Origin of the sequence: Meinhardsimonia xiamenensis, from assembly GCF_900102905.1 — a bacterium.
Lineage (GTDB): Bacteria > Pseudomonadota > Alphaproteobacteria > Rhodobacterales > Rhodobacteraceae > Meinhardsimonia > Meinhardsimonia xiamenensis.
In genome coordinates, this window is record NZ_FNFV01000002.1 from 515,909 (window position 1) to 530,259 (window position 14,351).

Below are 14,351 nucleotides of genomic sequence, written 5' to 3' on the forward strand. Positions count from 1 at the left end.
CATATCTAGCCCATGGAGCGGCGGCCGTCACCTGCGCACGCGCCGCCGCTTGACCCGGCCGCAATGATCGGCAACACCCCGCCCATGGTTCCTCTCGACAAGCTCGCACGCATAACCGAACGCTTCGAATATGTATCCGCGCGTCTCGCCGAAGGCGACGGCGATCCGGTTGCGCTCGGCCGCGAATACGCCGAGCTCAGACCCGTCGCCGAGCAGATCGCCGCCTACCGCGACACACTCGCGCAGATCGCTGAAGCCGAGGCAATGCTCGAGGATGCGGAGATGCGCGCGCTCGCCGAGGAGGAGCTTGCCCGCCTCAGGGCCGAGCTGCCGGCGCTCGAGGAGGCACTCAAGCGCGCGCTCCTGCCGAAGGACGCCGCAGATGCGCGCCCGGCCATACTCGAGATCCGCCCCGGCACCGGCGGCGAGGAGGCCGCGCTGTTTGCCGCGGATCTGATGCGCATGTATCAGCGCCATGCCGAGGCCAGGGGCTGGCGCTGGGAGGTGGTCTCGCTGTCGCTGACCGAGCTGGGCGGCGTGCGCGAGGCGGTGATCTCGGTGCAGGGAGAGGGCGTCTTCGCGCGTCTGAAATACGAATCCGGCGTGCACCGCGTCCAGCGTGTGCCGGTCACGGAGTCGGGCGGGCGCATCCACACATCGGCGGCCACCGTCGCCGTGCTGCCCGAGGCCGAGGAGGTGGATGTCAGGATCGACCCCGCCGACATCCGCATCGACACCATGCGCGCCTCGGGCGCCGGCGGCCAGCACGTGAACACCACCGACTCGGCGGTGCGCATCACCCACATTCCCACCGGCATCGTGGTGACGAGCGCGGAGAAGTCCCAGCACCAGAACCGGGCGATCGCCATGGCGGTGCTCCGCGCGCGCCTCTACGACCTCGAGCGCCGGCGAAAGGCCGCCGAGCGCGCCGAGGCGCGGCGCGCGCAGGTCGGCTCGGGCGACCGCTCCGAGCGCATCCGCACCTACAATTTCCCGCAGGGCCGGGTCACGGACCACCGCATCAACCTCACCCTCTACAAGCTCGATCAGGTGATGGCCGGCGATCTCGACGAGATCATCGACGCGCTGATCGCGCATGACCAGGCCGCCCAGCTCGCCGAGATGGAGGCGGAGTCGGGCGCATGAGCGAGATGACGGGCACCGAGGCGCTCGCCCGTGCCACCCGCCGCCTTGCCGCCGCCGGTGTCGAGGGACCGGAGCGGGATGCGCGCATCCTTCTCGCCCATGCGCTCGGGGTCGATCGCGGGCGGCTTCTCCTGGCGCTGCCCGCGCCGCTTCCGGCCGAGGCTCTGGAGCGTTTCGAGGCAGCGGTCAGCGCGCGGGCAGCCCGTCAGCCGGTCGCGCAGATCACCGGCCAGCGGCTCTTTCGGGGGCTGCGCCTGAAGGTGACGCCCGATGTCCTCGACCCCCGCCCCGAGACCGAGACGCTCGTTGAAGTCGCTCTCGCCGCGCCCTTCGGCCGCGTGCTCGATCTCGGCACCGGCTCCGGCGCGATCCTGCTGGCGCTCCTCGCCGAGCGCCCCGGCGCCACGGGCCTCGGCATCGACATCTCGGACGCCGCGCTTGCCGTGGCGCGGGAGAACGCGGAGGTGCTCGGGCTCGCGCAGCGCGCCGCCTTCCGTCGCGCCGACTGGTGGGAAGGGGTGGAGGGGCGGTTCGACCTCATCGTTTCCAACCCGCCCTACATCGCCGCCGAGGAGGTCGCCCGGTTGGCGCCCGAAACCCGCGACTGGGAGCCGCGGCAGGCGCTGACGCCGGGTGCGGACGCGCTCGCGGCCTATCGCGTCATCGCCGCCGGCGCGCCGGCGCATCTCGCCCCCGGCGGCCGGCTCATCGTCGAAACGGGCGCAGGCCAGGCCGAGGCGGTGGCCGGAATCCTTGCCGGCGCGGGACTCATGCGCGCTCGCATCGTGAAGGATCTCGACGGGCGCGGACGGGTGGTCGAAGTACGGTCGGTCGCATGAAAACGCGGGCGGGAACCGTCGGCGTTGCCGCACTGCCGCAGATCGCCGGCTTTTGCATCAATTTTCGCGCCATGACCCTTGTAATTGACGTGAGCGCGTGTTTATTGGCACTCAATCGCGATGGAACGGGGCCAACGCCCGCCGCTGCGATCAAGCCGAACATCGCCTGCTGGAACCCGCGGCACCGACCGCCGCGGCCTCGGACACGAAGCAAGACCCGCAGGCGCCAGGCAACCCGGATCGGATCACGAAAGACGCATGAGATCTTCCAAGTCACGCTCGCGGTCGAAGTCGAACCGCAACCGCTCGATGGGCAACATCGTCAATCGGGTCTTCGAAAGCTCCGGCCCCGAGGGCAAGGTGCGCGGCACGCCGCAGCAGATCATCGAGAAATACAACCAGCTCGCCCGCGATGCGCAGCTTGCCAATGACCGCGTGGCGATGGAAAACTTCCAGCAGCACGCCGAGCACTACATGCGGCTTCTGAACGAGGCTCTGCGCGAGCAGGAGGCCCGCCGCGAGGCCCAGGAGGCGCAGGCGCGCGAACGACGGGAGGCGCGCGAGGCGCGCAACGCGGCGCCGGCGGATGAAGGCGCGGGCGGCATCCCCGACGTCATCGACATGGACGACGAGGAAACGAGCGGCCTCGTCGAAACGCCCGAAGCGGCTGTGTCCGAGCCGCCTCCCGCAGGCCAGGAACCCGCTGCGGAAGACGCGGAGGCACAGCACGGCAAGCCGGAGGACCCCCCCCAGAAACCGGCCCGTCGCCGCCGCAGCACCCGTCAGTCGCGCACGTCCAAGGCAGCGAGTGCGGCAGCAACTGCCACGCCGGCCGAGACGGGCGCTGATACGGGCGCTGACAAGGGCGCAGAGACAAGCTCCGAGACGGGCGCCGATACGCCTGCCGGCGCCTCCGAAAGGATCGAGAACAAGCCGGCGGCGGAATAGGCCAGGGTCATCTTTCCGTTGTCTCGAGGCTGCGCGCCAGAGCGCACCAGGCCTCGATCGGGACTTCCTCGGCACGCGCGGTCGGCGCTATCCCGGCCGCGCGCAACCGCTCCTCGATATCGGGTGCCAGCCCCTTGAGCGCGGCCCGGAGCATCTTGCGCCTCTGGCCGAAGCCCGACGCCACCACCCGCTCGAGAAGCTTCGGGTCCGCTGGCGCGAGCGGCTCGGGCCGCGCCTTCATATGCACAACTGACGAATGCACCTTCGGCGGTGGGGTGAAGGCCCTCGGCGGCAGCTCCATGGCAATCCGCGCCTCCGTCCGCCACTGCGCGAGAATCGCCAGTCGCCCGTAGGCCTTGCTGCCGGGCCGGGCGACGATCCGCTCCGCGACCTCGCGCTGGAACATCAGCGTGAGCGACTCCCAGAACGGCGGCCAATCGGGCGGCGTCAGCCAATGGACGAGCAGCGCCGTGCCCACATTGTAGGGCAGATTGGCAACCACCTTCACCGGAGGCACAAGACGGGAAGCATCGAATTCCATCGCGTCCCCCTGCACGATCTCGAGCCGCCCCCCGGCCACCGTGGCGATCTCTTCGAGCGCCGGGATGCAGCGCGGATCCTTCTCGACCGCCACCACCCGCCGCGCGCCCGCAGCGAGCAGCGCGCGTGTCAGCCCGCCCGGCCCCGGCCCCACCTCGAGCACATCCGCCTCGGTCAGATCGCCCGCAACCCGCGCGATCTTCGCTGTCAGATTGAGATCGAGAAGAAAATTCTGCCCCAGCGACTTCCTCGCGCTGAGCCCATGGCGGGCAATCACCTCGCGCAGGGGCGGCAGATCGTCGAGCCCGCTCATGGCGCCTGTTCCATCACCCTGGGGGAAAATACCCCCGCCGGAGGCAAGGCGCTTCCCGCAGGGAAGCGTTTTGAGCGGTCTTCGCGCCGCAGGCGCGGCCGCTGGGACGGCACCGCGCTCACCACCCCGCCCGCCGCCGGCGTGCTGCCATCTCGGCCGCAAGCCGCAAGGCGTTGACGGTGCTCGTCACATCCGCCAGCCCTTGGCCGGCGATGTCGAAGGCGGTGCCGTGATCGGGCGAGGTGCGCACGAAGGGCAGACCGAGCGTCACATTCACCCCGCCCTCGAAATCGAGCGTCTTGAGCGGGATCAGCGCCTGATCGTGATACATCGCCACCGCCGCGTCATACCCCGCCCGCGCACGGGCATGAAACATCGTGTCCGCCGGCAAGGGGCCGGCAATCGACATTCCCTCGCCCCGCAGCCGCTCGAGCACCGGCGCGATCAGGCGCGCCTCCTCGTCTCCCATCATCCCGCCCTCGCCGGCATGTGGGTTGAGCCCGGCCACGGCGATGCGCGGGCGCTCCACGCCGAAATCGGCGCGAAGCGCGGCATGGGTCACGCGCAGGACCCCCTCCAGAAGCTCCTCCGTCAGCGCCTGCGCCACCGTGCGCAGGGGAATGTGGATCGTCGCCGGCACCACCCGCAGCATGGGGCTTGCCAGCATCATCACCACCCGCTCGACCTCGGCGAGCGCGGCGAGATATTCGGTATGGCCGGGGTAGGCAAAGCCCGCTCCCTCGATGAGCGCCGCCTTGGAGATGGGCAGCGTCGTCACCGCCGCGGCCTGCCCGGCCTGGACGAGTTCCACCGCCTGGCGGATCACCGCGATCACATGCGGGGCGTTCTCGGGCGCGGGCCGGCCGGGCGTCGCGGGGCGGGGGAACTCATGCACCAGGACCGGCAAGCCGCGCGATGCGGCTTGTGACGCTTGCGCGGGCGAGGCGATCTCGACCACCGGGCAGCCGTTGGGCAAATGCCGCGGGTCACCGATCCAGAAAAAGGGCAGGGAGGCACCAAGCGTCTGCCATGCCTTGGCGGCAAGCTCGGGGCCGATGCCCGCGGGCTCGCCCTCGGTCAGCGCCACAGGCAGGGCGCGCTCGGAATGCACGGCGCTCACCTGCCGGGGTAGGTGATCACCGCATCGGCGCGCAGCTCGGCAAGATAGGCCTCGGCGCGGGACGCGATGCGCTGGTTGCGCAGGATGCGGGCAAACTCCTCGCGGCTCACATCCTCGTTCACCTCAAGCGTGCGCCCGCAGAGCATCAGCACCACCAGCGCCTCGCGGCCTTCCGCGTCACGCTGGACGAGGGCGGTGGAAATCTCGCCGCGGTCAAGCCGCGCAAGCTCGAGGGCGACCTCGGCCGGGATTTCCTCGACCGGGAGTGTCTGTCGCGTCAGCCAGCCCGCGGGCTTCTTCTTCCCGATGCCATAGAGATCGTCGCAGTCGTCGGTGGCGCCATCGATGCGTGCGGCCTCCTTCAACGCCGCCTCGGTGCGTCCTTCGGGGATGGTGAAGCGCGCGAAGTCGATCGCCGCGACCCGCTCCGCGGGCATCCCGGTTTCCTCGAGTGCCCGCATCTGGAAGAGCACGATGCCGCCCGGAATCGGAATTGGCCCGGCCACCTTTCCAGGGGCAAGGGTGAGAATCTGTCCGGCAATGGCCGGTGGCAGGTTCGACAGCGGCATCCAGTCAAGCCGCCCGCCCCGCGCGGCGCTCGGAGCGGCCGAGTAGCGGCGCGCGGCGTCGGCGAAGGCGGCGAGGCTGTCGATCTTCGCCAGCTCCTCGGCGAGGGCGCGCGCCTGTGCCGCCTGTTCAGGCGTCTGCGCGGGAAGAACGATTTCCGAGATGAGCACGCGCACGCTGTCCCGCGAGGCGGACAATGCGATCGCCCGGTCGATCTCGGCCTCGCTGACCTGCACGCGCGGCGCAATGCGCTGGCTGACGACCTCCCGCCACGCGATGCCCGCGCGCACGAAATCCTCCACGGTCTCGCGCGCCACGCCGGCCCCGGTCATGGCGGCGAGAAACGCCGCACCCGTCATGTTGGCGCGTCCGGCGAATTCCTCGATGCCCTGTGCGATCTGCTCCGCATTCACGGTGATGCCCATCGCCTTGGCCGCCTGAAGCTGCAACCGCTCGTCAATGAGCGCCTTCTCGGCCTGAGCAAGAAGATCTCCGGGCGCGTTCAGTATCTGGTAAAAGAGCGCCCGTTGCCGGAGCTCGAAGCCGGTCACCACCGCATCATTCACGCGGATCGCCGGGGCGAACAGGCCCTGCGCCGCCGCCGGGAGCGTGCCGGATCCCGCCGCCACGGTCGCCAGAGACACGGCCAGAGGCCGGACCAGCCCGAGAAGACGCCGGCGAACCCGCACGAAAAGCCTGCCCAGCATTGCCACCATCGAACCACCTTTCCTTTTGCCGCTCTCCGCCGTCCCCGGGGCGGCGGCGCGCGCCCGGTCAGCCTGCGCAGCGGCGCGCGTAGGGCCTTCCGTCATTTCCCACCCCGTTCAGCCCGAGGGTGAGGCTTATGGTGCTCTCCTGAGTGCCCGCGGACTGCAGCTCCCGCTTCCAGTGCAGCCCGACCTCGATGCACTCGTTGCGATAGACCACGCCGGCGCCGGCCTGCGAGCTCTGCCCGGCGGTGAAGTCATAGCGATAGTTCACACTGGTCGTCCAGTGCCGCCCGAGCCCCAGCTCGGCGCCCAGCCAGACCTCGGAGGCAGGCGTGGCGCGGCCCTCCGCCGGGTCGGCGAGCATCCACAGATGGCCGGCGCCAAGACCGAGGTTGCCGATGCGCCAGCCTGCCCGCGTCTCGGCCTTGGTGACTCTCAGGCTGTCGTCGATCAGGGTGCGGCTGGCCAGATGCAGCTCGCCCAGGGACAGATGGCCGGCGAGGAGCCAGTCCGAGGCGTTGCCGTCAAGCCCGCTGGCCGCCGAGAAAAGCCCCGTGTCCTCGGCGTGGAACACCCGTCCGAGGGTGAGACCGAGCCGCGCGCCGCCTGCCGTCTCGCGCGCATAGTTCACGCCTACCGCCGCGCTCAGCCCGCGCTCCACGGCATCCTTGCCGGGAAAGCGGCCCAGCGAGATCAGGTTGCCCTCGTCGAATTCGGGCATGAGGCCATCCTCGTTGGGCACGCTGGTGTTGTTCGTGCCGGTCCAGGCGATCTGCGCGACCGGTTCGAGAAAATCCCTCGCGCCGTCGCGACCTGCGCGCGCAAGGGGCCAGCGCAGCTCGGCCGAGACCGCGCCGGTCGTGCGCCACAGCTGGCCGCTTGGCGTCGAGCCGGGGCGGAACTGGAAGCCTTCCGCCAGGGCGCGCGCGGCAAGCGTTCCGCGCAGCCCCCCGGCAAGCGTGCTCGTGCGCGACCAGTCGAGCGCCACGGTCGCATGGTATTCGTCGCTGCCGTAGCCCTCGCCCGGCGCGTGCAGGTCGAAGCCGAGCTTGCCCTGCCCGCCGAGAGCGAAGGGCACGAAGCGCCGCTCGTAGATCCCGCGGCTCTGAAACAGGGTTCTCGTGCTGGTGGACCCCGCCAGCGGAACGTCGCTCGAGGCGGTCAGCCTGATGTATTCCATCCGCCGCGTGCGCGACAGCGTCGCCTCGTTGTGCAGCCGGTCGGAGCCCGAATAGTCGTACTCGCTTGCGTAGGTCGAATCGGAGGCGATCTCGGCCCCGAAGCTTAACGTGAAATCGCGCGGCAGCGAGATCGAGGCCGAGGCGTCCAGGTAGTAGCGCAGGCTCCCCGGCATCACGTCATCGGAGGAAACGGCGCCCTGAAAGGTGAGCCGGGCGGCGCGGAAGGCGCGCCGGTAACGGAACTCGAGCGTGCGGGTGTGCTCCGCCAGGTAGGGAGTGAGCGTGAGGTCGGCGTGGTCGCCGAGCGTGATGAAATAGGGCAGCTTGACCCCGGAACCGAGCTTGTCGGTGCCTCTGAATTCGGGCCTGAGAAACCCGGTCGCCCGCCGGGTGGAGCTGTCCGGCATCACAAGGCGCGGCGTCCAGAGCACGGGCACGCCGATCATCTCGAAGCGCGCATTGCGGAAATAGAGCCGGCCTTCCACGCTGTCGTGGATGACCTTCTCGGCGCGCACCTGCCATATCGGCGGCCCGCCGTTGCAGATGCGGCAGGCCGAGCCCACGGCCTTGCGCATCACCGTGTAGCGGCCTTCCACGAGTTCGGCCTCGGCGGCGGCAATCTGCATCTGCTCCTGAATGAGTTCGCGCGCGCCGTAGAGAATGCCGTTGCGGAAGTCGGCGTCGAGCTCGGCGATGCTGCCCAGAAGCAGCCGCTGATCTCCCTCCGAGTAGTAGATCGGGCCGTCGACGACGATGGTGTCGGCGGCGGGGTCATAGACGATGCGCCGCGCGGTCAGCCGCGCATCGCCGCGCTCGACAAGGATATTGCCTTCGGCGACGAGCCGCCCGTCCTCAAGCAACCAGAGCCTGTCGGAGGCCAGCACCGTCGGCGGCGCGTTCTGCGCGCGCGCCGGGACTGCGGCGGCAAGAATAACGAGAGCGAGCGCGAGAAGCCACGCTCTTCGGCCTGCCCGCCGCGCCCCCTTGGCCCCCTTGCCATGCGTCCTGCCGCTCACCAGACGCCTCGTTCGCCTCGCCTCGCTTCCTCGAGACTAGACCATCACGCTGGCACGTGAAACTCATATCTGGCAATCGGCGGTGCCTCGCACTACCACATGTGCCAAGCGCCGAAACCGCCGTGCCCGGTGCAAGGCACCTCGTGCCCGGCGCCGGCACCGCAAACGGAAACGAGGAGTCGCAGATGACCACCCCCGCAGAGATCACCGTCATGGAAACCGATCTGGACGCGCTCGCTCAGGCCGAAGGCCGGGTTGCCGTGTTCGTCGGCGAGGATGGCCGTCTTGATCCGGCCGCCCGCCGGGTGAACCGCCTCACGCGCGGCGCGCTCGAGCGGCTGGTGGCCTCGAAGGCGTTTCAGGAGGCGAAGGCCGCCGATGTCCTCGAGCTCGCCTTCCCCTGCGGCATGGCGGCCGACGCGGTGCTCGTCACCCGCCTCGCGCCGCGTGCCGATGCCGCCACCGCGCGCAAGGCGGGGGTGAACCTGGGCGCGGCGAAGAAGGGCAAGGCCCTCCTCGTAGCGGGCGGCAACCGCAGGCATCTGGAGGAGATTGCGCTCGGCGTCGCGCTGCGCGCCTATGCCTATCAGGAAATGAAGACCAAGCCTGCCGAGCCCGAAGGCGCAATCCGTGTGATGGCCAATCGCCCCGAGGCGCTCGCGGAGGCGTTGCCGGCGCTCCGGGCACTTGCCGAGGGCGTGTTCTTCACCCGCGACCTCGTCAATGCGCCGGCCAATGTGCTGACCACCACCGAATTCGCCAATCGCCTCAAGGAGCTCGAGGCGCTTGGTGTGAAGGTCGAGGTGCTCGAGGAGGATGAGCTCGAGAAGCTCGGCATGCGCGCGCTGCTTGCGGTGGGGCAGGGGTCTGCCAGCCCCTCCAAGGTGGTGGTGATGCGCTGGGAGGGCGGGGCGGCGGAGGCCGCGCCGCTTGCGCTGGTGGGCAAGGGCGTTGTCTTCGACACCGGCGGCATCTCGATAAAGCCCGCGCAGGGCATGGAGGAGATGACCATGGACATGGGCGGCGCGGGCGTCGTCGCGGGCGTGATGAAGACGCTCGCGCTGCGCAAGGCCCGGGCCAATGTCGTGGGGCTGGTCGGGCTTGTCGAGAACATGCCTTCGGGCACCGCCCAGCGTCCGGGCGATGTGGTGAAGACGATGAAGGGCGACACGGTGGAGGTGATCAACACCGACGCCGAGGGCCGGCTCGTGCTCTGCGATGTGCTGTGGTATGCGCAGGAGCGCTTCAATCCCGCGGGTGTCATCGATCTGGCGACCCTCACCGGCGCCATCATCATCGCGCTGGGCCACGAGAAGGCCGGTGTGTTCGCCAATGACGATGCGCTCGCCGGGGCCTTCCTGAAGGCGGCCGAGGCCGAGGGCGAGGGCGCCTGGCGCATGCCGCTGGCACCCGCCTATGACGAGCAGCTCAAGTCCGACATCGCCGATTTCAAGAATGTCGGCGGCCGGCCTGCCGGGGCGATCACCGCGGCGCAGTTCCTGCAGCGCTTCATCAAGGAGGGGATGCCCTGGGCGCATCTCGACATCGCCGGCGTGGCCCGCACCCAGAAGGATGGCGCGCACTGGCCCAAGGGCGCTTCGGGCTGGGGGGTGCTTTCGCTCAACCGGCTCATCGCCGAGCGTTACGAGGGGTGAGGACCCGCGCCGATGGGCGAGGCCTATTTCTACCACCTCACCCGCTCGCCGCTCGAGGCGGTGCTGCCGATGCTCCTCGAGAAGGCGCTGGCGCAGGGCTGGCGCGTGGCCGTGCGCGGCACCGATCCTGCGCGCATGGCCTGGCTTGACGAACGCCTCTGGCTCGGCCCCGAGGAAGGCTTTCTGCCGCACGGGCTCGCGGGCGGCGCCCATGACGCCGCCCAGCCGGTGCTGCTGACCGTCGATGCCGCCCTGCCCAACGCCGCCGCCTGCCTGATGGCGGTGGATGGCGCCGAGGTGACGGCCGAGGAGGTGAAGCGTCTTGAGCGGGTGTGCGTTCTCTTCGATGCCGGCGAGGAGGCCGCACTCGCCCGCGCGCGCGCCCAGTGGCGCGCGCTCACCGCTGCCGGCTGCAAGGCGCGCTACTGGTCCGAGGAATCGGGCCGCTGGCAGATGAAGGCCGAGAGCTGAGCCGGCCTCAGTCCTCGAGCTCCACCCACAGCGGCACGTGGTCGGAGGGCTTGGGCCCGGCGCGCATCTCCGCCTCGATCCAGCACTCATTGAGCCGGTCGGCGGCCTGCGGGGTCAGAAGCGCGTGGTCGATACGGATGCCGTCGTTGCGCTCATGCGCCGCGCGCTGGTAATCCCAGAACGTGTAATGCCCCTTGCCACGGTGGCGGGCGCGGAAGGCATCGGTGAAGCCCAGATGCAGGATGCGCCGGAAGGCCGCGCGCGATTCGGGGCGGTAGAGCGCATCCTCCACCCAGTTCTCGGGGTGCTCGGCATCCTCGGGCTGGGGGATGACATTCCAGTCGCCGATCATCACCGCGGCCTCCTCGAGCTCCAGAAGCCGCTCGGCGCGGGCCTTCAGCCGCTCCATCCAGGCAAGCTTGTAGTCGAACTTCGGCCCCGGCGCGGGGTTGCCGTTGGGCAGATAGAGTCCGCAGATGCGCACCGGGCGCGCACCGCCTACCAGCGCCTCGATCCAGCGCGCCTGCTCGTCCGTCTCGTCGCCGGCGAGCCCGCGCGAGACATCCTCGAGCGGCGATTTGGACAGGATCGCCACGCCGTTGAAGGACTTCTGGCCGTGCACCTCGACATTGTAGCCGAGATCCTCGAACGGCTCGCGGGGGAAGGCCTCGTCGGTGATCTTGATCTCCTGCAGCACGGCGACATCGGGCGCCTGCCGCTCCAGCCAGCCCGTCACCGTCTCGAGCCGCGCGCGTATGCCGTTGATGTTGAAGCTCGCGATGCGCATCGCTTCTCCCCTGCCGGTCCCGCGCGCGACTATTCCAGCGCTTTGGGAGCTTGTCCACCGTGGCGCCGGCCCGGCCCCCTGTCTCGCGGCGGACAGTGTGCCTTCGGCAGCGTCCGCCCCTTGCAAAGCCGCCTTGCTGCCGCCACCTTCGGGGCAAGTGGCACCGTGCCGGCGTGACGCACGCGCCTTGCGCGCTTGACTTGCGTCAATGCAGGGCGGCGGCGGCCGTTGCAGCCTTGAGAATACTTGCAGGAGAACAGCACATGACCGATCTCGCGCAGCGCCGTGCAACGCTGGAGGCGCGTCTGAAGGAACTCGAGGAACGCATTCGCGAGGCGGAGCAGGAGCTTGAGGGCCATGACACCAAGGACTGGGAAGATCTCGCCCAGGAGCGCGAGAACGACGAGGTGCTGGAAGACATGATTGTCAACGCGCGCGAGGAGATTCGCGCCATTCAGGCGGCACTGAAGCGCATGGACGAGGGGGAATACGGCTATTGCGTGCGGTGTGGCGCCGAAATTGCCGAGGAGCGGCTCGATCTTGTCCCCTACACGCCGTTCTGTGCGACCTGCGCGGCCGAGGTGTCGTCTCACCACTGAAAACCTGTCCGTCGCGGGCAGGGCGCATTGAAATGGGGAGGATGCGGAAATGGCATTCGAGGATCTGAAGGCGGCGATCGACGCGCTGATGGCCGAGATCGCCGAGAAACCCGAAGACAGGCATGTTCTGCAGGAAGAGCTGCGCGAGAAGATCGCCGAGCTCGAGGCGCTGGGCCTGCCGGTGCCCGAGGATTACGTGAAGTTCATGGCCAAGCTTTCCGAAGACGACGCGGGCGATCTTTTCGACAACCTGCCGGTGTGAAAAGCCCGCCCCAGACTTTCGCATACCGCCGCTCGCGGGCTTGCCAAGCGTTGCATTGGCCTGCATGGCGGTTAAGCTCCGGCCCATGAGAGAGAATTGCGTCCGGAGCGCAAGGGGCGGGGAGCCGTGAGCGCCGCCGTTTCAACCCGCATGGCGGGAGAGGTGGCGGTGGTGCGGTTTGCGAACCCTCCGCTCAACACGATCGATGCGTCGTTGAGGGACGCGCTGACGAAGGCGCTGGAGGAGATCGGCGCGAAGGAGAATGCGCGCGCGGTCGTGCTCGTCGGTGCAGGCCGCCATTTCGCCGCCGGGCCTCCCCTGGAGCCCACGGAACCACCCGAGGCGGCACCGCCACTCGCGGTGCTGTGCGCGCGCATCGAGGCGTTTCCGCTGCCGGTCGTGGCCGCGGTTTCCGGCATGTGTCTCGGGCCGGGGCTCGAGATTGCGCTGGCTGCTGCGGCGCGGGTCGCGGCGCCGACGGCTCGGCTTGGCTTTCCTGAAGTGACGCTTGGGCTGACGCCGCGCGCGGGTGGCAGCCAGCGTCTCGTGCGGCTTGCCGGCCCCGCGGCGGCGCTCGAGATATTGCTGGAGGGCGCGCCGGTTCCTGCCGCGCGCGCTGCCGCCATCGGGCTCGTCGATCAGGTGGCGGAGGGCGCCGACCCGCTGCCGGAGGCGCTTGAAGTTGCGCTTGCGCTGGCTTCGGGCGGGCGCCCCCGCAGAAGGGCGAGCGAGGTGACCACCGGCATCGCCGATGGCGCGGCGCTGCTCTCGGAGGTGGCCATCGCGCGGCGCGCGGTCGAGGGCAGCCGGCTCATGGCGCCGGGGCGGATCGTGGATTGTGTGGAGGCGGCAGGGCTGCTGCCCTGGGAAGCGGCGCTGGCCTTCGAGAGCGCCGCCTTCGACGATTGCGCAGCCAGCGCCGAGAGCCGCGCGTTGCGCCACGTGATGCGCGCCGAGCTTGCCGCCGATGTGCCCGGCGCCGAGGCCGCGCGGGCCGCCCGGGCGGTGCGGTCGCTCGGCTTCTGCGACTGCGGCGCGCGTGGCCGGTGGCTCGCCCTGCGGGCGCTCGAGCGCGGGCTGATGGTGACGGTCGCTGCGGCTGACGGGGCACGTGCCGCCGAAATCCGGGAACGGATCGAGGCGGAGGGCAGGGGACGCACGGCTTCGGGCACGCTGTCCTTCACGCTCGATCCTGGCGCGCTTGCACTGACCGACGCGGTCATCGAGGCGGGCACGGGCGATGCGGCGGCCCGCGGCGCCCGGCTCGGCGCGCTCGCGCCGCGTGTGCCCTCGTCGGTTCCGGTTCTGGCGCTGGTCTCCGAGGGAGACGAGCTTGACGCGCTCCGCGCGGCGGCGGGGCCTGTTGCGGGCGGGGTCACCGGTCTGAGGCTTGGCCGGCGCGGGAGGCTCGCCGAGCTCGTCACGCCCGCGGATGCCGGCGCGGATGGCGGTGCGGAAGCGGCCGCCGCGATGCGTGCTCTTGCGCTCATGCCCGTGATCGCGCGCGGCGGGGCGATTTCCGAGGCATTGCGGGTGGCGATGGAGCGGGCGGCGGGCTGGCTGGTGGAGGCCGGGCTTGGCCCGGCCGAGGTTGACCGGGCCTTGCGCGAGGCGGGGTTTGCGCAGGGTCCTTTCGAGGCAATGGATGCCGAAGGCCTCGATCGCGCCGCGCGCAGGTTGACGCGGGCGGCGCCCGGTCGCCCGCCGCTGCCCCTTGTCCGTCGCCTGCGCGACGTCGGGCGAAAGGGACGGGAAAGCGGGCGGGGCTTCTATCTGCATGCGCCCGACGGCGGGGTGTCGGAGGATGCGCGCCTGAGCGAGCTTCTGCGTGGGCTGCGCGCCGAGCGGGGTGAACTGGTGCCTCACATCCGGCCTGACGACGCGCTGATGCGGGTGGAGCTTGCCATGGCCAACTGCGGCGCCCGGCTCATCGCCGGCGGCGTGGCCCGCGCCGCCGCCGACATCGACCTCGTCGCCGTCCATGCCCTGGGTTATCCCCGCTGGCGCGGTGGGCCGATGATGACGGCGGAGCTCATGGGCGTTGTGACGGCACGCAAGCGCCTCGTGACCTACGCCGGCGACGACCCCGAAATCTGGGATCCCGCACCGCTGTGGCTCGAGCTCTTCAAGCGCGGCCTGCACCCGGCTGAGGTGACCGATCGGGAGCTCGTCTCGTCCGACCTGCCGGAATAGACCG

The 14,351-nt window shown here is 70.1% G+C and carries 13 protein-coding genes; 8 read left to right on the top strand and 5 right to left on the bottom strand.

The window, feature by feature from the left end:
• Positions 1 to 84 precede the first annotated feature (84 nt).
• From prfA to BLQ14_RS06390, 3 genes are all read left to right on the top strand, one after another.
• Positions 85 to 1,146, top strand: a complete 1,062-nt coding sequence (prfA, locus tag BLQ14_RS06380) for a peptide chain release factor 1 (RefSeq protein WP_092499504.1) — start codon at positions 85 to 87, stop codon at positions 1,144 to 1,146.
• A 5-nt stretch (positions 1,147 to 1,151) separates the two neighbouring features.
• The gene (prmC, locus tag BLQ14_RS06385) at positions 1,152 to 1,985 is read left to right on the top strand and encodes a peptide chain release factor N(5)-glutamine methyltransferase (RefSeq protein ID WP_092499506.1); all 834 of its coding nucleotides are present in this window, start codon (positions 1,152 to 1,154) and stop codon (positions 1,983 to 1,985) included.
• A gap of 258 nt (positions 1,986 to 2,243) precedes the next feature.
• Entirely contained in the window at positions 2,244 to 2,933 is a 690-nt protein-coding gene (locus tag BLQ14_RS06390; RefSeq protein WP_092499283.1) for a DUF4167 domain-containing protein, read from the top strand.
• A 7-nt stretch (positions 2,934 to 2,940) separates the two neighbouring features.
• On the opposite strand, the gene rsmA is transcribed toward BLQ14_RS06390, so the two are convergent.
• The 4 genes from rsmA to BLQ14_RS06410 form a co-directional block, all read right to left on the bottom strand.
• Positions 2,941 to 3,786, bottom strand: a complete 846-nt coding sequence (gene rsmA / locus BLQ14_RS06395) for a 16S rRNA (adenine(1518)-N(6)/adenine(1519)-N(6))-dimethyltransferase RsmA (protein ID WP_092499285.1) — start codon at positions 3,784 to 3,786, stop codon at positions 2,941 to 2,943.
• 118 nt (positions 3,787 to 3,904) lie between these two features.
• Positions 3,905 to 4,897: a 4-hydroxythreonine-4-phosphate dehydrogenase PdxA gene (gene pdxA, locus BLQ14_RS06400; RefSeq protein WP_092499508.1), complete on the bottom strand. Its 993-nt coding sequence runs from the start codon at positions 4,895 to 4,897 to the stop codon at positions 3,905 to 3,907.
• Positions 4,898 to 4,902: 5 nt separating this feature from the next.
• On the bottom strand, positions 4,903 to 6,189 hold the full coding sequence (locus BLQ14_RS06405; RefSeq protein ID WP_092499287.1) for a peptidylprolyl isomerase: 1,287 nt from the start codon (positions 6,187 to 6,189) through the stop codon (positions 4,903 to 4,905).
• 58 nt (positions 6,190 to 6,247) lie between these two features.
• Entirely contained in the window at positions 6,248 to 8,380 is a 2,133-nt protein-coding gene (locus BLQ14_RS06410; RefSeq protein WP_092499289.1) for an LPS-assembly protein LptD, read from the bottom strand.
• 185 nt (positions 8,381 to 8,565) lie between these two features.
• On the opposite strand from BLQ14_RS06410, the gene BLQ14_RS06415 reads away from it, so the two are divergent.
• Positions 8,566 to 10,035, top strand: coding sequence for a leucyl aminopeptidase (locus tag BLQ14_RS06415; RefSeq protein WP_092499510.1), 1,470 nt, complete (start codon positions 8,566 to 8,568; stop codon positions 10,033 to 10,035).
• Between the two features lie 12 nt (positions 10,036 to 10,047).
• Positions 10,048 to 10,506: a DNA polymerase III subunit chi gene (locus tag BLQ14_RS06420; RefSeq protein WP_092499291.1), complete on the top strand. Its 459-nt coding sequence runs from the start codon at positions 10,048 to 10,050 to the stop codon at positions 10,504 to 10,506.
• Positions 10,507 to 10,513: 7 nt separating this feature from the next.
• On the opposite strand, the gene xth is transcribed toward BLQ14_RS06420, so the two are convergent.
• Positions 10,514 to 11,293 carry an exodeoxyribonuclease III gene (gene xth, locus BLQ14_RS06425; RefSeq protein WP_092499293.1) on the bottom strand — a complete coding sequence of 260 codons (780 nt, stop codon included), beginning with the start codon at positions 11,291 to 11,293 and terminating at the stop codon, positions 10,514 to 10,516.
• Between the two features lie 263 nt (positions 11,294 to 11,556).
• Here xth and BLQ14_RS06430 point away from each other — a divergent pair, with 263 nt between their 5' ends.
• The 3 genes from BLQ14_RS06430 to BLQ14_RS06440 all read left to right on the top strand — a co-directional run bounded on the left by BLQ14_RS06430 (position 11,557) and on the right by BLQ14_RS06440 (position 14,347).
• Entirely contained in the window at positions 11,557 to 11,892 is a 336-nt protein-coding gene (locus tag BLQ14_RS06430) for a TraR/DksA family transcriptional regulator (protein WP_092499295.1), read from the top strand.
• Positions 11,893 to 11,941: 49 nt separating this feature from the next.
• Complete coding sequence (locus BLQ14_RS06435) at positions 11,942 to 12,154, top strand: hypothetical protein (RefSeq protein ID WP_092499297.1); 213 nt, start codon at positions 11,942 to 11,944, stop codon at positions 12,152 to 12,154.
• 126 nt (positions 12,155 to 12,280) lie between these two features.
• Complete coding sequence (locus tag BLQ14_RS06440; protein WP_143004464.1) at positions 12,281 to 14,347, top strand: enoyl-CoA hydratase/isomerase family protein; 2,067 nt, start codon at positions 12,281 to 12,283, stop codon at positions 14,345 to 14,347.
• Positions 14,348 to 14,351: the final 4 nt, after the last annotated feature.